The organism is Nocardia sp. Tas62D01 (assembly GCF_055232035.1).
On sequence record NZ_JBUYUZ010000001.1, the window covers coordinates 5,092,575 to 5,113,440 of the forward strand.

A 20,866-nucleotide genomic window follows, 5' to 3' on the forward strand; every position below is an offset into this window, starting at 1 on the left:
ATCTCTGCTACGACGAAGCCACCGTTCTCGACACCGACGACGGCGACTTCTGCCTCCGTTGCACCCTCGACTACGAGTTCGGCTCCGACCGGTTCTTCGAGGCGCTCGACCGGATGCCCTGACCAGCTGGGGGCTTCGGCCCCCTCTCCTTCCTGGCCGCCGGCAACGACGCCGGTAGCGAGTCGACAACGGCGTCGACTCCAGGCACAGGCCCCCGGCCCCTGGCTACCCGGGGAAAGCCCGCTACCCGGTACGGAGACTGTCCTTTCCATCCGCACTGGGTAGCGCGGCATCCGAACCGACCGCAACACAATCGGTTTCACTGCCGAACACGCCGCGCGGCTACGGCTCCAGGCCCGGATCGTCGTCGCCGACACGGGATTCCACGAACTGCTGCCAACGCCTCCACCGACTCACCGGACGGACCCGGATACGGCTCAAAGGGCGGTTCCAGCTGAGGCGCGGCCGACAGGTGTACGGACTTATCATCGATCGTCATGACTACTTGGACCCACCGAACCGCACCACGGTTGCATCGAAACATGCGGATGTCCGGTCATGTCCCTGCCTCCTCATAGGCCCAATTGTCCCGAGCAGCCGTTCGAACCTGTCAACCCACGCTCCGCTCTTCGGGGTTTGAGGTTCACCCCGAACGGTGGACAGGGGGCTATGCGGCTTCCGCTGCGGCTGTCGCCAGGGACTGCTCGTAGCGTAGCGGACTGATCATCCCGATCGCAGAGTGACGGCGACCGGTGTTGAACCATCCTATCCAATCATCAACGGCGGCAACAAGTTCAGCCTTCGTCGCGTAGGCGTGACGGTAGTAACACTCGTGCTTGAACGTGGACCAGAACGATTCGGCGGGACTGTTGTCCCAGCATATTCCGGTTTCGCCCATCGACCGCCGAAGCCGGTGTCTGGCACAGGATTTCGCCGTCAGACCAGCGGTGAACTCGCCACCACGATCGGAATGCAGCACGGTGTCCTCGCATCGGCCGCCGCGGGTGGCCACGGCCGCATCGATGGCCTCACAGACCATGTCGGCGCCGATGTGGTCGGCCACGACATGCCCGAGCACGCGGCGGGAGTGCCCGTCCCGGATCGCACACATTCTGTGGAATCTGAATTGTCCGGTTTATATGGATTTGCTTGGGTCTGCAGGGGTTATGGGCAACAGGGTGGCGGTGGGCGGGACGCCGATCTCGCGGGGCGTGGCGCCAGTTGGGGCGGGGACATCGATCAGTCGTTCGAGGAGCTGATCGAGGGCGCTTTGTCCCTCGTCGACGGCGACCCGTTCCTCGTCGGTGAGCGGGATGTTGGCCAGCATCCGCTGCAGGTTCTCTTTGGCCTCCAGGAGTTGCCCCTTGCTGGAGTTCTTGGGGGTGTAGAAATCGCAACGAGCGCAGGCCATTCGGTGCGGGCATTGTTCGAAGAAGGTGTAGGTGCAGAAGCCGTGACCGAGGTCGTAGTGCTGCCAGGGTTCTCCGGCGGCGGCTGCGCCGGAGGTGACAGCGTCTCGGTCGACGAGGACCTCGATGGTGCGGATGTTGCGGGCGAAGTACCCGGCCTCGGAATACGCCTTGGACAGGGTGTTCGGGGTGATTTTGGCGTAGTGCTGGGTGGTGTTGGGGGTGCGATGTCCGAGCCATGCCTGCAGCTCGAACAGGGTCATCGGTTCCTTGGCGTTGTAGAGCTGGCTCGCGATCGTGGACCGGGCGCGGTGGCTGGTGATGTTGCCGCGGACGTCGGTGGTGGGGACACCGGCTTTGGCGCAGAGCGCCGGGATGACGGTGCGGTTGATGTAGTACTTGGCGACGGGCTGGGCGCGGACCGAGAACAGCATGTCGACATGTTCATTGGTCTTGCGGTCGAGCCGTTTCGGCTGGTGCGGCCGTATTTTCTGCCAGGCTTCGATGGCTTGTCCGACGATCGGGTCGACCGGTTTGGTGAACGCGGTGCCGGTCTTGTGGACGGGAACGTCGAGCAGGCAGACCGCGTCCTCGGCGAGGACGTCGTCGGAGTCACCGGGGATGGGCAGTCCGGCGTGTTGCCAGCGGATGCAGCCCACCCGCAGGCGGGAGAGCTCGTCGCTGCGCAGCCCGGAGAACAGCCACGTCACCGTGATGGCGCGGACCAGCTCCATCGGATAGGCGGTATCGCCGGAAGTGCCGGGCAGGTCGGGGGGTTCCAGGTTGAGCCCGGCCCACAGCAGTTTGGCCCAGACCTCGTCGGCGATCACGCGGGGGTTGGGGCCGATCAGCGCGGCGACGCTGCGGGGGACGGCCAGCGCCCGGTTCGGGTCGAACCGGCGATCGATCCACTCCCATTCCTGGCAGTCCCGGAAGAACGTGCGGGTGGCATTGAGGTTCTGGGCCTTGGTGCGTGGTGAGATCGGAGTGCCAGCGCGGTCGCCGAGGGCGTCGTGGCGCTGAACCCAGTCACCGACACTCATCCGGTCGACCACGGCGACCCAGGCTGCGCAGGTCGCCCTGGTCCAGTGGCCCGGTTCGGTGATCTCGGGGTGCTCGGCGGCCAGCCAGCGGCCGGCTTTGGCCATGATATTGCGGACTGAGGCGCGGACTTTCGGGGTCAAAGTTGATGTGGCATACCATCGTTCGACCCACGGCGCCCACTCAGGATCGGTTTCTTCGATGCCGAGGACAGGGTTGTATCCGCTGCGCACCGGCGCCTCACAGTGCCCCAGTTCCGCCACGACGCGTTGCAGCGCGAACAGCATCGACCCCTGATGCCCCTCAGTTGCCGGATGCGCTCGCAGGGCCGCGAACGCCGTGGTGCTCAACTCGTCGAGGCGGGGACTGCCGTTGAGCAGCAGGGCTTGACTGACCCCGCCCCGCATCCGATGCTTGGCGTCCATGACGTCGCAGTAGCCCCACCGTTGCAGCGTCTCGCCGGTAGTTCGCAGGGACTGCTCTACGTCGGATTCACCGAAAATCAAGCAGGCCAACCGAAAACGGTTGAACGTGCCCAACCGGTGGAAGTCGGTGAACCCGCCGAGCAAGTAAGCCAGCGCCACGACGAACGGCCTGACCGTCGACTCGGTCGGCAGCGGCTGGGCGGTTTCGAACTCCCGCGCGCTGCCGCCACACACCCTGGCCCACTCCCACGGTGTCCACCCCCAATACGACCGGCCAGTGTCCGCGCAGTGCGCCAGCACGATCGCCGCGGCGTGCAAGCCAGCCCGCCGGAACCGGACATCCTCACCATGATGCAGCCCGGCCAGAGTCTCATCGAGCGGAACGACCAAGCGGGTCACCGCATTCCAGTGCCGCGCCGTCCGCCGCGGGACACCGGTGGACCGTTTGCGCCGCAGCCCCGCGGGCCCCAACGCCAGCACCGCCGCAGCCTCACCGTCGAGCAACACACCACGGCGGTCCCAGCCGCGGCGGCGGCGCGGCAGCGCGGCGACACCGCTTGCCGCCGACGACACCGCCTCGGCCGCCGTCACGCCGGCCCGTCCTGTCGGCCGTCACCGGTTCCGGTGAGCATTCCGATCCGCCATGCGTGGACGTGCGTCATCGAGGAATTCAGTTTTGCCGACAACTCCCGCCCGGACAGGTGGATGTACTGCAGTGTGGAATCGGTGCTGCGATGCCCAGCGAAACTGGCGATCGCGTGCAGCTCCCACCCCATCCGGGCCAGATCCGTCAAACACAGATGCCGGGTGGTATGGGTGGAGAACCGAGAAACATCAGCCGCCAACGCAATGCGCCGCACCACCTTCGACCACGTCCACAACGTCAGCGGCTCCGCGCGATTACGGCGTGACTCCGACAGAAACAGCGCGCCGCGAGCCCTGCTCAGGGTGGCCCGGTGCTGCAAATACTCCGACAGCAGCACCCCGGTCGGCGCCGAATACGGCACCACACGTTCCCGGCGGGTCTTGGTCGTCTCCGCCCGCACCCGCACCGTGCGGTGCGCCGGATCGATATCGTCGCTGCGCAACGAGCACAACTCCTCCCGCCGCAACGCCGCGTCGTAGGCCAGCGCCAGCATCAGCCGATTACGGATCGGCTCCTCGGCGAACACCCCCAGCAGCCGCAGCCACTCCTCCTCGCTGGGAATCCACGGCAGCTTCACCATGCGAGGCACCAGCGACCGCGCCCGACCGCTGACCACCCGGCCAGGCGTATACCGGCCCCGGCCAACAGGATTCGAGTCCCGCACCCCCTCCTCAACCAAGAAATCATAGAACAGCCGCACCGGCACCAGACGCTGCTGCATGGTCGCGTTCGCCAGCCCCGACCCCGAATCCAACGCCACCACATTCGCCCCTCGCCGACTCGGCCGCGACGTCAACTCCCGCACGAACACCGCCACCTGAGCGCGAGTCGCGGTCAGCGGATCGAAACCCTCCCGCTCACAGACCAGCAGATACTCACCCAAACCCCGCGCATACGCATCGATCGTTCGCGGCGCACGCCCCAGATCGGTCCAGATCCGCAACCACTCCGCCGCCCGCACGTGCCGACCGAGAACCGGCCACTTCGCCTCCACCGTCTCCGGCATGCACCAGCCCCGTCTGTCCGTCGAGTTCGAAAGTTCGCCGCGACGTTACTGAGCCCAGGCCCGGACCCCGCTGACCGACACACGGTCAGATTCCACGTAACTTATAGGTACATGTCGCCTTCACCGCAGTTCAGGTAGGTGATGTCGGTCAGCCAGACGGCATCGAGCCGACCCCGATCGAAGTCGCGTTGCACCAGATCCGGCGGGAACGACGCGGTCGGGTCGACCACGGTCGTTCTTACCTTGAAGGTGCGCGGGCTGATGCCCTCGATCCCGATCCCGGCCATGATCTTGGCGACGGTCTTCTCGGTCACCCGCTCACCGCGTTCGCGCAGCTCGGTGGTGATTCGTGGCGACCCGTAGGTGCCGTCGGAGTCGGCGTGCACGTCGAGGATCTTCACCGTCAGATCCGCCCGCCGCTGCGCCTGTGGAGTGAGTTCTGTTGCCGTGCGCCGTTTTCGCCACTGGTGATAGCCGGAAGTGGAGACCTCCAGCAGGCGCGCCATGCGGGTGAGGTCGAACCGCGGCGTCAGCGCGGCGGGGGTGCCGGCAGTCTCGGCGACCTCGGCGTTGTCGGGGGCGGCGTACTTTCCCATCAGCTCGAACCGCTGCGCGGGTGCTGCATCGCGGCAAAGTACGCCGAAGCTTTTTTAAGGAATTGAATGTCCTTGTCCTGCTCGGCAACTCGCTTTCGCAAGGCCAGCAGCTCGGCTCGCTCAGCCGGATCCAGCGCGGTATCACCGCGTGCTGTCGCCGCACCCATCCGGCGGCGTTCGGCTTTAACCCAATTGCTCAGCAGGCCGTCGTTGAGTCCCAACTCGCGGGCGACCTCAGCGATCGTGCGACCGGAATCGATCACCCGATGCGCAGCCTCGACCTTGTACTCGGCCGTAAACGACCGACGCTTGCGAGGAGGCATATGGACATCCTTCCAGCAGGACCGTTAGTCCTGCGAATCAGGTGTCCACTTTCCGGGGGGAACCTCAGTTGACAGGCCCGCCCGACTGAAGGGGAGGCCAGTATGAGGAAGCGGGGCGAAGGAGAGTCCCCCACACATGCGGGAGCGGTGGATAGGCGATCTATCCGCGGAAGGGACCACAAAGGAGGGGTGGTTCACCTCTGGGTGAGGGAGTCATCAGTGCCCCGTCAGTGCCGGGCGTCTATGTCTTCCGACCATCGCCCCGGCGAGCAGTCAGATGGCCTGCAGGATTGCGGATAACAGGTTGAACGTGAAGTTCAGAGTGGGACCCAATTCGAAAACGAAGACGAACATCGCGCACATACTCCTAGAGTCGTGAAGCTGAGTTCATGTCGGCAGGCGGGCATGGCGAATCAGGACTTTGCAGATCTACGAAAGTCTTTGCCTTCGTCGCCATCACGAGAAGAAGGGCGGGCCAGCTACGTTCAGGAGCCGCCCGTTCTCGGACGGTAGCATGCCCATCTCGCACGATCTGGATAGACGCGCCGACAGGTCCGTTCCAGGAAGCTACTCGACAAGGGGCCCTTACGAAGTGGCTCCTCTGGTCGGCGATGCGGGGGTCAGGGAGACCCCGCAGAATCTCCGGGTCTCGCGGGCAAAGTGAACGGGTATCCCATCGATTGCCCGCCACCCCGTTCACTGCGAACTGTGCTACAGCAGGTAGCTCAGCGAGCCGACTTTGCTACACCGTTCCACCGTTCGGCTGTCTGCGTGGCGGGCCCGGCGCCATCGAATACTTGTCGAATGGTCTCGGCCGATGGTGTCAATTCGAGGGACGGGGGCCGAACTGGAAGATCTGCGACCAAAGGACTAACACGTTGTTCCACGTCGGACCGAAATGGAAGAAGAACACTGCGCACTCCTATGCTCGGTGAATCACACGGTTCAAGAGTCTGCAGCTGTACGGTATAGGACCCCAACGTGTCGAGCGTACTCCACCGACACGACGGTTGAACATCATGCAGCACGAATGAACGCAACGCGCAACCCGCCGACCGGACAAGTACCGGCTATGTGGTCAGTCTCCCGATTGCCAAGCTGCGGGCTCCGCGATGGCTACCTGCCACTGGATCGACCGCTAGAAACGGACGCCAGCCGCCGGGACCTGGGGGGGGATCAGGGCGGAGGATTGACCGTAATTTTCACGGGATTCCAAGGGAATACCAGGGATGGGACGGGGGCGGGCAAGCTTCGAATCATGTTGTGTTGCAGGATGTTATGGCGATCAGGGGATGTAGAGGGAAGTCTTGTAAACCCCGCTGTTGTATCGTCACCGATATCCGAGACCGTTCCGACCAAGAAGGTGCCTAAAATGGACGCATCGCGAAGCGATTCCGTGGGGGGTGGTGGTCGGGTGACGAGAGGGCCCGACTTCGAGACGATTCTGCTGGAGCGTAAGGGCCGGGTCGGCTGGATCACCCTGAACCGCCCGAAGGCGCTCAACGCGCTGAACGCGCAGGTCCTCGACGATGTCATCGCCGCGCTCGACGAACTGGAGCACGACGACGAGATCGGCGCCATTGTCATCACCGGCTCGGAGCGGGCCTTCGCGGCGGGCGCCGACATCAAGGAGATGCAGCCCAAGTCGTACATGGACATGTTCATGAACGACTACTTCGCCCGCTGGGATCGGCTCGCCGCGTTCCGTAAGCCCACCATCGCCGCGGTCGCGGGTTATGCGCTCGGTGGCGGCTGCGAGCTGGCCATGATCTGCGACATACTGCTCGCCGCGGACAATGCCAAATTCGGTCAGCCCGAGATCAAGCTGGGTGTCATCCCCGGCATCGGCGGCTCGCAGCGCCTGACCCGTGCGGTCGGCAAGGCCAAGGCCATGGACCTGGTCCTCACCGGCCGCAATATGGACGCCGAGGAAGCCGAGCGCGCCGGGTTGGTCTCGCGCATCGTCCCGGCCGCCGAACTGCTCGATACCGCGCTCGAGGTGGCCGAAACCATCGCCTCGATGTCACTGCCGGTCACCATGATCGCCAAGGAAGCCGTGAACCGTTCCTTCGAAACCACTCTCGCCGAGGGTCTTCGCTTCGAACGCCGAGTCTTCCACTCTCTCTTCGCCATAGAGGACCAGAAGGAAGGCATGTCCGCCTTCGTCGAGAAGCGACCGGCGAAGTTCACCAACCGCTGAGGTTATCGGAAGGGTGTCGCCGGAATTCCGGCCACCTCAACAGGAGTCGGCGCGGTCCCCGTTTCGGGAGACTGCGCCGGATTCTTGTCCATGGCGAGCAGTCCGGCGATCGTCGCGCCGAGTGCCACGGTAACAGCTACCGCGGCAATGAGTTTCCTGCGACCGATGGTGCCAGCGGTCAGCGCGGCGGGTAATGATGCGCCGGAACGGATTCGGGCCATGCGGAGGTCGCCCGCGGGGCGTTCCGCGGCCAGCAGGACGGCGCCGCGCGCGGAGACATATTCGGGTTCAGAGTCGTAGATGATCGGCAGGCCGGTCATCTCGCCGAGTGCGTCGCGGATGTTCGGATTGCGGGTGCAGCCGCCGAGCAGCACCAGCGCTTCCGGTTGGACGCCGGTTTCGTCGATGAGTTGACGGACGAACGACGCCGAATGGTGGATGCCCGCCGCGCAGAGTTCCGCGAGGTCGCTGCGGGTGACCACGGCGCGGCCGCCGGTGCCGGGGTCCGTGGCGGTCACCACCCGGGCACTGCTCAGCGACTCCCGGTACCTGCGGCTGGTCAGTTTGTCGGCGAGCACGCCGCCGCGGGCCAACTGCCAGCGCAGCAGCGCATCGTAGCCGTCGCCGCCGAGCACCGTGCTGCGTTTGCTGGACAGGATGGTGTCTGTCCGGCAGTCGGCATGGGTGATGGTCAGGCCGGAGGTGCCCAGGTCATAGAGGATCACCGAGCCACTGTCGGGGAGTTGGCCGGTAAAGCGCAGATACCGCAGCTGGGCCAGCGGTTCGTCGACGATGGTGAGCCGGGAGCGGCCGGCGGTGGCTCGAATGGATTCGGCGTGCAGCGGACAGCGGCAGGTCACGGCGGTCCCGGTGATCAGTTCGTCGCGTCGCTCGGCGGAACCGCTCATCTGGCGGATCGCTTCGAAAACGGGTTCGTCGACGCCGCCACCGGCGCGGCGCGGTACCTGGCAGCGGTCTATCGGTGGGAGATGTGGCTGATCGGAATGCGTCAGCATCGCGCGGGCGCCACCAGCGCCCGCCGATACCCCCAAGACCAGCACCATGGATTCCATGGTGGACCTTTTCCGCGCCGCTGCCAAGACGGCGGGGCGGGAAATTCGCTAGTTGGATGCCGGACCGTTACGGGGCAGTCGTTCAGTTGGGGTAAAGACCGACCAGTTCGCCGCGCGAAAGTCAGTGATCGTTGGCCGACCACCGGGCCGGTGCACCGTCGGTATCGAAGTCGCCTGCGGCATGCCGGAACTCGGCGAGCAGTTGCAACAGGGTATGCAGTCGATCCGGTTCGAGACCGAGAACGGCGAACACCTTCGCATTGAGTTCGTCGGTTGCTTTGGCAACCAATTCTCTTCCCGCATCAGTGATTTCGATCAGCGTCGCGCGGCGATCGCTCGGATGAGGGACTCGCTCAACGAGCTTCGCCGCTTCCAGTCGGTCGACGGTATTGGTCACGCTGGTCGGGTGCACCTGTAAGCGTGCGCTCGCCTTCGTCATCGGCAGCGCGCCCGTTTTGCTGAAGTTCAGCAGCATCAGAAGTTCGTAACGCGAGAAAGTCAAACCGGTCGGTTTGAGAGCCTCGTCGACCCGGGCCATCACGATTTGCTGGGCCCGCACCAGCGAGGTCACCGCGGCCATTCCGTCGGCGACATCACCCCAGCCGTGGCCGACCCACTGACGATGGGCCTCCTCGATCGGATCCAGCGGGAGCGGGCGTGGCCGAGACATGACTCCGATCATTCCATGCGGCCGCGGGTAATCCGCCCACACCCGGCCGGGCTTTCGGGTCACAGTCGTTCGGTGTGCTTAAGAATCACTCTGAGCGCAAGGGTGGGCGGGCCCGACCGCAAACGGCACTATTCAATGCGAGGCGGGCGTGGCTGAGTGGTTGAGGCAACGGTCTGCAAAGCCGTTTACGCGGGTTCAATTCCCGCCGCTCGCTCTGAGCGGTCAGGAGTGTGCTGCCTTGGGACGCTCGACTCGGTGTATGCCATCGCCGAGTCGAGCGTTTCCCGGTTTCAGGCCGGGCTGCCGGATTCCACGTCGAAGGCCACTGCGGCGCCGAGGACATCCAGGCGAACGCGCTGACCCGCGGTCGGTGCCGCGGCGCTGGCGCGCCGCACGCGCACCGGTTCGGTGTCTCCGTCGAGAGCGATGGTCAGCATCACGTCGGCGCCGCGGAATTCCACGTTACGCACCACGCCGCTGCTTTGTTCGCTGTCCGCGACCACGTTGGCCACCAGTTGTTCCGGGCGCATCATAATGGTCGCCTGGCCCGACGGCGCGGACTTCTGCACCGGGATTCGTCCAAGCACACACTTGGCCATGTCCCCGTCGATCACCGCGCCGAGCAGCACGCAGTCACCGAGGAAGCGCGCGGTGAACAGATCGGTGGGCGCCGCGTAGACCTGCTCCGGCGCGCCGACCTGGGTGAACCGGCCCTGCCGCATCACCGCGACCTGCTCGGCGAAGCACAGCGCCTCTTCTTGATCGTGGGTGACCAGGATGCTCGTCATGCCCGCCGCGCGCAGCGTCTCGGCCACGGCCTGCCTGGTGGTGGTGCGCAGTCCGGCGTCCAACGCGCTGAACGGCTCGTCGAGCAGCATCACGTCGGGCTTGCGGGCCAGGGCTCGGGCCAGGGCGACTCGCTGCTGCTGGCCGCCGGAGAGTTGGTGCGGTCGGCGGTCGGCGTAGGACGAGTCCAGTGACACCATCTCCAGCAGTTCGCCGACCCGGTGCTTACCGCTGCGTACACCGCAGAATCCGCTGCGCAGGCCGTAGGCGATGTTCTGGCCGACGGTCAGGTGCGGGAACAGCGCACCGTCCTGCGCGACGTAACCGACATTGCGTCGCTGCGGCGGTACCGAGAACCGATCTCGGGTAACGGTTTCCGTGCCGATGGACACCGAACCCGAATCCGGTGACTCGAATCCGGCGATCACCCGCAGCAATGTGGTCTTGCCGCATCCGGAGGAGCCGACCACTGCCGTGGAACTTCCGTTGGGCACCTCCAGCGTGATTCCGCCGAGTACCTGGGTGTGGCCGAACGTCTTCGAAACGTCATCCACGACGAGCCGACTCATGTCCCCGCCACCTTCCTGGATTGGGTGAACAGCAGATACGTCACCGGTACCGCGGCGACGATCATGATCAATGCATAGGGGGCTGCCGCCGCGTAGTCCAATTCGCCCGACAGCGACCAGAACCGCATGGCCAGCGTGCGAGTTCCGCTGGGCGCCAACAACAATGTCGCGGTGAGTTCGGTCGCGACGGCCACGAAGACCAGCGCGCCCGCCGATGCCGCGGCGGGTGCGGTGAGCCGCAACGTCACTCGCAGGAACGTGACCGGACCGGATTGTCCGAGCGAGCGGGATACCTCCTCCAGTCCGACGGGCACCTGCGCCAGCCCGGCCCGCACGCTGACCAGCGCGCGCGGCAGGAACATCAGCACGTACGCGGCCACCACCATGGTCATAGTCTGGTAGAGCGGCGGCGCCCAGCGAATGGTGACCGTCACCATGGCCAGTGCGATCACGATGCCGGGCAGCGAGCTGGTGATATAGTTGGCGCCCTCCACAATTCGTGCGAACGCTGAGGTCGAGCGGACCGCGATCCAGGCCACCGGAAACGCGCACAGTGTGGTGATCAGCGCGGCGATCGCGGCGAGCCCGACGGTCTGGTCGAGTGCCCGGCCGATCTCGCCGAGGTCCCACACCTTCGTGCCGCCCAGGCGCAGCCAGCGCACGATCGTCCACAGCGGTACGCCCAGTGCGCCCACGGTGACCGCGATCAGCGCGGCGAGCACCGGAATTGTGCCGAGCCTCAGCCGAACCCGCTTCGATTCGCGCGGTGCGCCGCTGCCGATCCTGGCGTAGCGCGCAGTGCCGCGCGCCGCCGCCTCGCCCGCCAGCAGCACCAGGCAGCACAGCACCAGCACACCCGCCAGCATGCTGCCCGCAGGCCCCGCGAAGCTGGATTGGTACTGCTCGAAGATCGCGGTGGTGAAGGTGTCGAACCGAATCATCACGAACGCACCGTACTCGGCGAGCAGATGCAGCGAGATCAGCAGTCCGCCACCGAGAATGGCTAACCGCAACTGCGGCAACACAATTCGCACGAACACCGCGACGGGCCCGGAGCCGAGCGCCCTAGCGGATTCCTCCACCGACGGGTCCAACCGGCGCAGTGTTGCCGCCGCGGGCAGGTACACCAGCGGAAAGTACGACATCGTCGAGATCACGACACCGGCAGGCAGTCCGTGCATCGTCGGGAAAGCGCTGACCCAGCCGTAGCTGTTCACGAACGCGGGCACGGCCAGCGGCGCCGCGAACACCGGCCCCCACCAGGCCGCGCCCGGCACCGCGGTGCGCTCGACCACCCAGGCCAGCCCGACGCCGAGCGCCACGCAGATCGGCACGGTGACCACTACCAGCCCGGCCGTATTGCGCAGCAGCTCACCGACTCTGGGCCGGAATACCAGATCCGCCGCCTGATGGATGCCGGTGGAGAAGATCGTGGACACGATGTAGCCCAACGGCACGAACGTCGCAGCCACCAACAGCAGGGCGACGCTCGTGACGAGTAGCCCGGGTCGGCCGACCCGGGACGAAGCGACAGCGGTCCGAACAGCCACGGTTAGAGCAGCCACGGTTAGAGCAGACCTGTCTCGGTCATCAGCGCGGTCACCTTCTTGGCGTCGAGCTTGCTCGGATCGATGGCCGGTGCCTGCAGGTCGGCCAGCGGCGGCAGCGCCGGGTTGGCCGCGACATCACTGGCCACCGGGTACTCCATCGAGTCACCGTCGCGCAGGATCTCCTGGCCCGCCTTGGCGGTGATGAACGCCAGGAACTTCTGCGCCGATTCCTGCTTCTTGCTCGACTTCAGCACGCCGCCACCGGACACGCTGACGAAGGCGCCGGGGTCCTGGTTCTTGAAGTAGTGCAGCGCGGTGTTGCCGCTGCTCTCCTTGGTGTTGGCCTGGTCGCGGTACCAGTAGTAGTGGTAGATCACGCCGCCGTCGGCCTGGCCGGAATCGGCGGCCTTCATAGCGGCGACATTGTTTGGGAACGCGATCGCGTTCTCCTTGATGCCCTCGAGCCAGGCGCGCGTGGCGTCCTCACCCTTGAGCGCGAGCAGTCCGGCCACGATGGCCTGGAAGTCGGCGCCGGAGACGCCGGCGCCCCAGCGACCTTTCCACTGCGGCTGCGCCAGATCCAGCAGCGAGGCGGGCAGCTGGTTGGGCGCGACCTTGTCCTTGTTGTAGACGAAAACCGTTGAGCGGGCGGCGATTCCGGTCCACTTGCCGGTGGACGGCCGGAACTGCGCCGGCACCTGGTCGAGGGTCTGCTTGTCGAGGTCGGCGAACAGGCCCGCGTTCTCCACCAACGCCATGGCGGGGGAGTTCTCGGTGAGGAAGACATCGGCGCGGGAGGCGGCGCCCTCGGCGACCAGCTGGTTGCCCAGGTCAGTGTCACCACCCTGACGCAGGGTGACCTTGATGCCGGTCTGTTTGGTGAACGCGTCCACCCACTCCTTGGTGAGGGATTCGTGCTGCGCGTTGTAGACCGTGATCTCGTTCGTGTCGTTCGAGGAACTCGAGCAGGCCGTGATGCCGAGCGCTGCCACCGTGACCGCTAGACCTGCGGACACCGATTTCCATCTGACCGACACCATTATCTGTCCTTCCAACGCGTACGTAGGTTCAACCGCACCTGCTCGACGACCGCTGAGAGCGCTCGGGCGGGCGGAAACCGACCGCCGCATATGATGAGGCTTACCTAAGCAAGATACCCGTTCGAAGCGCACGGACGATATCTGGCCAGCTGCGGCTCCCGGCCGGCACGGCCGTGATTGCCGACCGCTTACGCGAGTCCCGAGAAATCGCGCAGCACAACGTGATTGCGATCCGCCACCGTGCCGAGCGTGTAATCGGGCACCAGCCCGAAGTATTCGCCCCTGGTCATAGCGCTCCAGCGCTGGGCGGCCTGGGTACGGGTTTTGTAGAAGTTCACCATGTACCCGCCCTCGTACAGTCGCAGCAGGCTGTAGCCGCCGGGATACTCCTTCACCGCCGCGACTTCGAGGAATTCGACCGCGCAGTCGGCGTCCGGCCGGGTCCGCCTGTTGCGGTGCGTGTGGCCGCTGTGCTGCAGAAACACGCCGGGGAGCGCGTTCATGGAGCGCCTGCAATTCGATGCTGTCGGGGCGGTTGAGCACGAATCCGGGTCCGGCGGTGTTGGTGAGCCCGGACTCGACGGTCACCGGATGGTGGCCGAACAGCAGCGTCGGACGGTCCGGGTCGGCGCGCAGCAGTTCGGCCAAGTGGTCGAATTGTGGGCGCTCGATGCTGCCGCCGAAGCCGTCGAGTTCACTGGTGTCCAGGCCGATAAGCCGTAGCCCGCCGACCTCGTGCTCGACCAACTGCTGACGTGGCGTGAATTCGTCGGCCCAGCAGTCGAAGTGCTCGGCGGCGGCGGATGCGCAGCCCAGATGTGCCGACCCGACCTGCGGCCGGTCGTGATTGCCGCGCGCGACGAGGTAGTCGCGGCCCAACGTGCCCCATCCGTCCAAGTGGGCGCGTACCGCGCGGGACTCCGCCGCCGTTGCCTCACTGGTGAGATCGCCCGCGATGATCAGCCGCTCGGCGCCACGGTCGGGGCGGCGCAGATCGTCGAGCAATGCGGCGAGCATCACTTCCGGATACGGCGGCAGACTCGGGTCCTGCCGGAATCCGGGCGGCAGTTCGCCGATGACGAGCCCGCTGACCTGCTCGCCATAGTGCACGTCGTTGGCCAGCGCCAGGGTGTGCAGTGAGCGACCCGGCGGCGGCACCAGCGTGGTGAATTCGCCGGTGGATTCCGGACTTCCGGGGCTGAGCGTGGTCAGCGAGAGAGCCGGGCTCGCGCGCACGCCGTGTGACCACGCCTCGAATCGATAGCGGCGGCCCGGTTCGAGGCCACTGATTTCCGCGTAATGGAACGGGGTGGGGTCGGAGTCCGCGTAGACCGGTGCCGGAGCCAGCGGTGAGCCGACGGGGCCGAGGCGGACCTCGGCGTCGGCGTCCACCGGCAGCAGCCGTCCGGTTGGATCAGGCGACACCGTCGTCCAGGTCAGGATCACCGACCGATCGGTGATCGTGACCACTTCCAGATCGGTGGCGAACAGCGGATTCGGTTGTGCCCGAGCCGAACCCGAGCCCGCCATGCCCGTGACGGGCAGCAGCGCAGCAAGGGCGATAGCGCCGAGCACCGTTCTGCGCGACGGTTCGCAGCAACTCATGCGCGACTGCGCTGCGGAATCAGTTCTTGCCCGATTCAGCCGAGCAAACCTTCCACTTGCCGTCTTCCTTCTTCAGGCTCTCATCGGTGCTGTTGTCGGTGTTGGGCGTCTCGCCTGGAAGCGACAGCGTGAGTTGGCCGACGATGTGCGCGGTCGCCCGGTCGCCGGTGACCACGATGTTCTCGATCTTATCGATCGACACCGAAACCTTGGCCGAATCGATTGCCTTCTTCTGATCCTCGCTCAGCGAGCCGAACTCGGTGCGATCGGCCGCACACGCCGCGGCTCGGAACCAATCCTTGCCGAGCGTGTCGTAGAAGTCGTGGATCGCGACCTCGATCTTCTTGTCATCGGAGGCGAGCGGCGTCTTACCTTGCACCGTCAGCACCACTCCGAACGCACGGTGCGCTGTCGTCACCAGCGATAAATCGAAAAAGGCCCTGAACCAGTGGTGTGCAGGTTCAGGGCCTGTGGTGCCCTCGGCAGGATTCGAACCTGCGGCCTTCTGCTCCGGAGGCAGACGCTCTATCCCCTGAGCTACGAGGGCGGGGATGGTCCCGCTCGGTGCCTGGGTGGCAGCCGATCGGGCGGGGAAAGCGTATCGCATTGGGTGCGCTCCGCCAAAAAGCGCGCCGGGCCGGGTGCTTTCGCGGGTCCGGCGCGGCGTGTTCGGGTCTCAGTTCAGCGGTAGCGGGGTGGCGCCACGGGCGGCGAGCATGGTGGTCATCAGTTGGGCTTCGCTCGTCTGGGTGGTCTCCATGGTGCTGGCCAGGGTGCGCACGGCAGTGGTTTCGGCGTGCTGAGCGGCGTACTGGATCATCGAAAGGCCGCCCTGGTGGTGGCGCAGCATGAGTTGCAGGAACAGCGTGTCCAGTGCCGGGCCGGTAGCCTGGCGCAGCGCCGTCATCTCCGCGTTGGTCGCCATACCCGGCATGGTCGGCATCGGGCCGGACATGGCGTGGCTCGCGGGGGCGCCCGCGCCGGAGTGGTCATGGCCGCTGCTCGCGGGTTCGGTCATCCAGCCCATGTAGCCGTCGACGTTCTCTACCGGCTTGCCCCACAGCTGCAACCAGCCCTGCATCCGGCCGACCTGGTTCTGCTGGGTGGTCAGGATGTCGTAGGCGAGTCGGCGCACGTCGTTGTCGGTGGAGCCGACGAGCACGACGCCCGCCATGTCGACCGCCTGGGCGTGGTGAGCCGCCATGTCCTGGCTGAAACCGATGTCGACCGCGCTCGGATCGGGTTCGACGTTGTTGTTGTTTAAGGGAATTCGGGCCAGCACGCCGACGGCGAAACCGATCAGCAGGATCCCGATCGCGCCGAGGACAAGCAGCGGGGTGCGCTGGCGGCGGAACTGGCCGCCCAGTCCGGAATCGGTGTCGGTCGCTTCCGGCAGGGTGTCCACGGGCATCACTGACCTGCAGGCGGTTGCGGCTGACCCGGCGCGGGCTGCGTCGGGAGCTCGGCACCGGGCAGACCCGGAACGCCGGGCAGAGCCGGAACACCGGGCAGAGCCGGAACACCGGCCTGGCCGGGAGCGCCGGGCTGTCCCGGCACGCCGGGGATGCCGGGGATTCCGCCGGGCAGACCGGGCATGCCGCCGCCGCCGAGTTCGGTCTGGTCCTGCGACAGGCCCTTACCGTCCATCGGCACCGCGTTCGGTCCCGGCGGCGTCGGATCGAACGGCAGCGGGTTGTTCGCGTCGAAGGACGGGTTGGAGCAGCTGGCGCCCACCTCGGGGTAGGTGTAGGGGTTGGCGCGCAGCGCGGTGAGGAACTGGTTGACCCGCTTGTCGTCGGCGCTGTCCAGGTTCAGCCGGTGGCCCCAGGACTCCAGCGATATCGCCGATGTCAGGCCAGGGTAAGGCGACATCAGCGTCTGCTGCTTGCCCTCGACCTTCTGCTTCAACGTGTCGATCCCGGCCGCGTCGACCTTGTCCGGGTTGTAGGTGATCCAGACCGCGCCGTGCTCGAGCGAGTGCACCGCGTTCTCCACCCGGATCGGCTTGCTGTACACCACGCCGGTGCAGTTCGCCCAGGCCGCATCGTGCGGGCCGCCGAACGGCGGACTCTGGTCGTAGGCCACCCGCTGGGTCCCCGCGACGTGCAGACCGGCCGGGTAGTCCTTCTTGATCACACCCTCGATCTGATCCGACGGATCCTTGCTCTGCGCGCTCGGCGTGTACTTCTCGAGGTCGGCCTTGTCCAGGTACTTGGGCACCAGGCTGTAGGCGAGTACACCCACCAGTGCGATGACGACCGCGGCCGCCCCGACGGCCAGCCAAGGCACCTGACGCTTCTTCTTCAGTGGGCCCTTACCGCCGCCTTTGCGGGAAGACGACGACTTGCCCGCGGCCTGGACGGCCTTGGCGCTGGTCCTGCTAGGCATTGCTCGCTGTGCTCTTTCGACGTGATGGATCTCTGGCTGTGCGGTGCCCACTCGAGGTGTACACCCGCCCAGACCATAGGATAGAGACTCGTGACTCCAGCTGACCTTGCAGATCTCCTTCGCGCAACCGCGGCGAAGGTGCTTGTCGAACGTGGACTGGACCCTGCGGTCCTGCCCGACGAGGTCAACGTGGAGCGCCCCCGTAATCCGGAACACGGTGACTATGCCACGAATGTGGCGATGCAGGTGGCCAAAAAGGCGGGAGCGAACCCGCGCGAGTTGGCGACCTGGCTCGCCGCGGCCCTCGCCGCGGCGGATGGTGTCGACTCCGCCGATGTGGCTGGTCCCGGCTTCCTGAACATCCGGCTCGCCGCGTCCGCGCAAGGCGTGATCGTCGAGCAGGTGCTCGCGGCCGGCGCCGGTTATGGCACCTCGAACACCTTGCAGGGGACGCGGATCAACCTGGAGTTCGTATCGGCCAACCCGACCGGCCCGGTGCATCTCGGCGGTACCCGCTGGGCCTCGGTCGGTGACGCACTCGGCCGAATCCTGGCCGCACAGGGTGCCGATGTCACCCGCGAGTACTACTTCAACGATCACGGCGCGCAGATCGACCGGTTCGCCAAGTCGCTGGTCGCGGCGGCCACCGGCGCGCCGACCCCGGAGAACGGCTACGCGGGCGTCTACATCGGCGAGATCGCCGACAAGATCATTGCCGCGTATCCGGAGGCGCCAACGCTGCCGGAGGACGAGCGGCTGGAGCTGTTCCGTGCCCAGGGCGTCGAGTTGATGTTCGCCCAGATCCGGGAGTCGCTGCACGAATTCGGCACCGACTTCGACGTCTACTTCAACGAGAGCTCGCTGTTCGAGTCCGGTGCGGTCGAGCAGGCCGTCGCCAAGCTCGAGGACTCCGGTGACCTGTACGAGAAGGACGGCGCCTGGTGGATCGCCAGCTCGGAATACGGTGACGACCAGGACCGGGTGGTCATCAAGAGCGATGGCAATGCCGCCTACATCGCCGGCGATATCGCCTACTTCCAGAACAAGCGCTCGCGCGGCTTCGACCTGTGCATCTACATGCTCGGCGCCGACCACCACGGTTATATCGGCCGGTTGAAGGCCGCCGCCGCCGCGTTCGGCGACGATCCGGCGACTGTCGAGGTGCTCATCGGGCAGATGGTGAATCTGCTCAAAGATGGTGGGGCAGTGAAGATGAGCAAGCGGGCGGGCACCGTGGTGACCCTCGACGATCTGGTCGAGGCGATCGGCGTGGACGCCTCGCGCTACTCGCTGGTGCGCAGCTCGGTGAACTCGAGCATCGACATCGACCTGAACCTGTGGACCAGTCAGAGCAGCGAAAACCCCGTCTACTATGTGCAATACGCGCACGCGCGGACCGCCTCCATCGCGCGCAATGCCGCCGAATTCGAATACGACTCGGTGCCAGTGGATCTCGGCCTGCTCACCGCCGACGAAGAGGGCGAACTCATTCGCACTCTCGGCGAATACCCGCGCGCGGTGGCCAGTGCGGCGAGCCTGCGTGAGCCGCACCGGGTCGCTCGCTATCTGGAGGAGCTAGCGGGCGCCTACCACCGGTTCCAGACCAACAGGAACCTCAGGGTGCTGCCGCTGGGCGACGAGCCGGTCTCGCCGACCAACGCCGCCCGCCTGGTCTTGGTGAACGCCACCCGTCAGGTTCTCGGCAACGGCCTCGGCCTGCTCGGCGTCAGCGCACCGGAGCGCATGTGAACGGGCTATCGGTGTTCGAGACGAGCAGTGTGAGGAAGGACGTCGAGTGAGGGAGCGGAGCGAGCGAACCTTGGGCACTGCCGCCTGCGCGGTTGCGGCGGAGCCGAGCGGCAGCGAGGTGGAGGCGTGAGGGAGCGGAGCGAGCGAACCTTGGGCACTGCCGCCTGCGCGGTTGCGGCGGAGCCGAGCGGCAGCGAGGTGGAGGCGTGAGGGAGCGGAGCGAGCGAACCTTGGGCACTGCCGCCTGCGCGGTTGCGGCGGAGCCGAGCGGCAGCGAGGTGGAGGCGTGAGCGCGCATCCGGCCGGTCCCCGGCACGCCGAGATCCCGCACGCGCCTAATCTGGCCGAGCGGCCACGTGATCCGAAGCAGATGATTGATTTGCCGGTGAATGTCTGGCCGCGCAACGCCTCTCGTGACGCCGACGGCGTGGTGCACCTGGCCGGCGTGCCGGTACACGAGCTCGCGGCCCAGTTCGGCACCCCGCTGTTCGTGGTGGACGAGGACGACTTCCGTTCCCGCTGTCGCGATATGGTGCACGCGTTCGGGTCGAATGCCCGAGTTCACTACGCGTCCAAGGCATTTCTGTGCGGTGAGATCGCGCGCTGGATTCGTGACGAGGGCCTCTCGCTGGACGTGTGCTCCGGCGGTGAGCTGGCCGTCGCATTGCACGCCGGTTTCCCGGCCGAACGAATTGCGTTGCACGGCAACAATAAATCCGTCGCCGAACTCGGGGCGGCGGTCGCCGCCGGTGTCGGGCACGTGGTGGTCGACTCGCTGATCGAGATCGATCGTCTCGAGGCCGTCGCCGGTCGTGCCGGAGTGGTCCAGGACGTGCTGGTCCGCGTCACCGTCGGCGTGGAAGCCCATACGCACGAATATATCTCCACCGCGCACGAGGACCAGAAGTTCGGTTTCTCCATCGCCGGCGGCGATGCGATGGAGGCGCTCGCCCGTGTCTTCGAGGCGGACAATCTGCGACTCGTCGGGCTACACAGTCACATCGGCTCGCAGATCTTCGAGCTGGACGGTTTCGAGATTGCCGCGCGACGGATGCTCGGGCTGCTGCGCGCCGGCGTCGACAAGTTCGGCGTCGAGCGCACCGTGCAGATCGCCACGCTGGATCTCGGCGGCGGCCTCGGTATTTCGTACCTGCCGAACGACGACCCGCCGCCGCTGGACGAGTTCGCGACGAGCCTGCGCAAGCTGGTCGGCGAGGAAGCCGACCGCGCCGGGCTGCCCGCGCCGACCATCGCGGTGGAGCCGGGTCGCGCCATCGCCGGACCCGGCACCGTGACCCTATACGAGGTCGGCACCATCAAGGACGTCTCGCTGGACGGCGGCCTGAGTCGGCGTTACGTCAGCGTCGACGGCGGCATGAGCGATAACATTCGCCCGGCCCTGTATCAGGCGGACTACGACTGCCGCCTGGTCTCGCGTTCCTCGGAGGCCGATCCGGTGGTCGCGCGCGTGGTCGGAAAACATTGCGAGAGTGGCGATATCGTCATCCGCGACACGTGGATGCCGGCCGATGTGGGCCCCGGCGATCTGGTGGCGGTCGCGGCCACCGGCGCGTATTGCTACTCGATGTCGAGCCGATACAACCAGCTCACTCGTCCGGCGGTCGTCGCGGTTCGTGACGGAGTGCCGCGACTCATTCTGCGCCGGGAAACGGTGGCGGACCTGCTCAGCCTGGAGGTGTGATGAGACACGATCGCGAAGCGCTTATCAGACCGATGGGGTGCGGGAACTCCCGCAATAACCTGGAGGTGTGATGAGACACGATCGCGAA

Annotated in this window: 15 protein-coding genes, 2 tRNA genes and 1 pseudogene; 4 read left to right on the top strand and 14 right to left on the bottom strand. The window is 66.2% G+C overall.

The features are described from left to right. Positions 1-667: 667 nt before the first annotated feature. The 5 genes and pseudogenes from ACV7NQ_RS23905 to ACV7NQ_RS23925 all read right to left on the bottom strand — a co-directional run. A pseudogene (locus tag ACV7NQ_RS23905) lies at positions 668-1,114 on the bottom strand (transposase); the annotation flags it as partial. A 21-nt stretch (positions 1,115-1,135) separates the two neighbouring features. Further along, positions 1,136-3,466 carry a tyrosine-type recombinase/integrase gene (locus ACV7NQ_RS23910; protein ID WP_463359983.1) on the bottom strand — a complete coding sequence of 777 codons (2,331 nt, stop codon included), beginning with the start codon at positions 3,464-3,466 and terminating at the stop codon, positions 1,136-1,138. Then, entirely contained in the window at positions 3,463-4,527 is a 1,065-nt protein-coding gene (locus ACV7NQ_RS23915) for a tyrosine-type recombinase/integrase (protein WP_463361685.1), read from the bottom strand. Before ACV7NQ_RS23915 ends, ACV7NQ_RS23910 begins: the two co-directional genes overlap by 4 nt. 101 nt (positions 4,528-4,628) lie before the next feature. Next, positions 4,629-5,123 (bottom strand): IS3 family transposase, encoded by a 495-nt coding sequence (locus ACV7NQ_RS23920; RefSeq protein WP_463359981.1) that lies wholly within the window; start codon positions 5,121-5,123, stop codon positions 4,629-4,631. Beyond that, a complete protein-coding gene (locus tag ACV7NQ_RS23925) occupies positions 5,123-5,446 on the bottom strand; it encodes a transposase (RefSeq protein ID WP_463361686.1) in 324 nt (107 codons plus the stop codon). Before ACV7NQ_RS23925 ends, ACV7NQ_RS23920 begins: the two co-directional genes overlap by 1 nt. 1,414 nt (positions 5,447-6,860) lie before the next feature. Here ACV7NQ_RS23925 and ACV7NQ_RS23930 point away from each other — a divergent pair. Continuing rightward, a complete protein-coding gene (locus tag ACV7NQ_RS23930; RefSeq protein WP_463361687.1) occupies positions 6,861-7,646 on the top strand; it encodes an enoyl-CoA hydratase in 786 nt (261 codons plus the stop codon). Between the two features lie 2 nt (positions 7,647-7,648). Here the strand turns inward: ACV7NQ_RS23930 and ACV7NQ_RS23935 are convergent, their stop codons facing one another. Both ACV7NQ_RS23935 and ACV7NQ_RS23940 read right to left on the bottom strand, forming a co-directional pair. Next, positions 7,649-8,719: an Hsp70 family protein gene (locus ACV7NQ_RS23935; protein ID WP_463361688.1), complete on the bottom strand. Its 1,071-nt coding sequence runs from the start codon at positions 8,717-8,719 to the stop codon at positions 7,649-7,651. A 121-nt stretch (positions 8,720-8,840) separates the two neighbouring features. Continuing rightward, entirely contained in the window at positions 8,841-9,389 is a 549-nt protein-coding gene (locus tag ACV7NQ_RS23940) for a MarR family winged helix-turn-helix transcriptional regulator (RefSeq protein WP_463361689.1), read from the bottom strand. A 142-nt stretch (positions 9,390-9,531) separates the two neighbouring features. Between ACV7NQ_RS23940 and ACV7NQ_RS23945 the strand changes: the two genes are divergently transcribed. Continuing rightward, positions 9,532-9,603 (top strand) — tRNA-Cys (locus tag ACV7NQ_RS23945). Positions 9,604-9,679: 76 nt separating this feature from the next. Here ACV7NQ_RS23945 and ACV7NQ_RS23950 read toward each other — a convergent pair. From ACV7NQ_RS23950 to ACV7NQ_RS23980, 7 genes are all read right to left on the bottom strand, one after another. Beyond that, entirely contained in the window at positions 9,680-10,744 is a 1,065-nt protein-coding gene (locus tag ACV7NQ_RS23950; RefSeq protein ID WP_463361690.1) for an ABC transporter ATP-binding protein, read from the bottom strand. Next, positions 10,741-12,294: an ABC transporter permease gene (locus ACV7NQ_RS23955; RefSeq protein ID WP_463361691.1), complete on the bottom strand. Its 1,554-nt coding sequence runs from the start codon at positions 12,292-12,294 to the stop codon at positions 10,741-10,743. Before ACV7NQ_RS23955 ends, ACV7NQ_RS23950 begins: the two co-directional genes overlap by 4 nt. A gap of 17 nt (positions 12,295-12,311) precedes the next feature. Further along, positions 12,312-13,334, bottom strand: a complete 1,023-nt coding sequence (locus ACV7NQ_RS23960; RefSeq protein WP_463365795.1) for an iron ABC transporter substrate-binding protein — start codon at positions 13,332-13,334, stop codon at positions 12,312-12,314. 1,624 nt (positions 13,335-14,958) lie between these two features. Then, a complete protein-coding gene (locus ACV7NQ_RS23965; RefSeq protein ID WP_463361692.1) occupies positions 14,959-15,357 on the bottom strand; it encodes an Rv0361 family membrane protein in 399 nt (132 codons plus the stop codon). Between the two features lie 53 nt (positions 15,358-15,410). Then, positions 15,411-15,486: transfer RNA gene (locus tag ACV7NQ_RS23970), tRNA-Arg, on the bottom strand. 129 nt (positions 15,487-15,615) lie between these two features. Then, positions 15,616-16,350, bottom strand: a complete 735-nt coding sequence (locus tag ACV7NQ_RS23975) for a DUF305 domain-containing protein (protein WP_463361693.1) — start codon at positions 16,348-16,350, stop codon at positions 15,616-15,618. Then, positions 16,350-17,327: a DUF3105 domain-containing protein gene (locus ACV7NQ_RS23980; protein WP_463361694.1), complete on the bottom strand. Its 978-nt coding sequence runs from the start codon at positions 17,325-17,327 to the stop codon at positions 16,350-16,352. Before ACV7NQ_RS23980 ends, ACV7NQ_RS23975 begins: the two co-directional genes overlap by 1 nt. Positions 17,328-17,417: 90 nt before the next feature. Between ACV7NQ_RS23980 and argS the strand changes: the two genes are divergently transcribed. Together argS and lysA are read left to right on the top strand one after the other, a co-directional pair. Continuing rightward, a complete protein-coding gene (gene argS, locus ACV7NQ_RS23985) occupies positions 17,418-19,076 on the top strand; it encodes an arginine--tRNA ligase (protein ID WP_463361695.1) in 1,659 nt (552 codons plus the stop codon). A gap of 286 nt (positions 19,077-19,362) precedes the next feature. Continuing rightward, positions 19,363-20,778 carry a diaminopimelate decarboxylase gene (gene lysA, locus ACV7NQ_RS23990; RefSeq protein ID WP_463361696.1) on the top strand — a complete coding sequence of 472 codons (1,416 nt, stop codon included), beginning with the start codon at positions 19,363-19,365 and terminating at the stop codon, positions 20,776-20,778. The last annotated feature ends 88 nt before the right edge of the window (positions 20,779-20,866 follow it).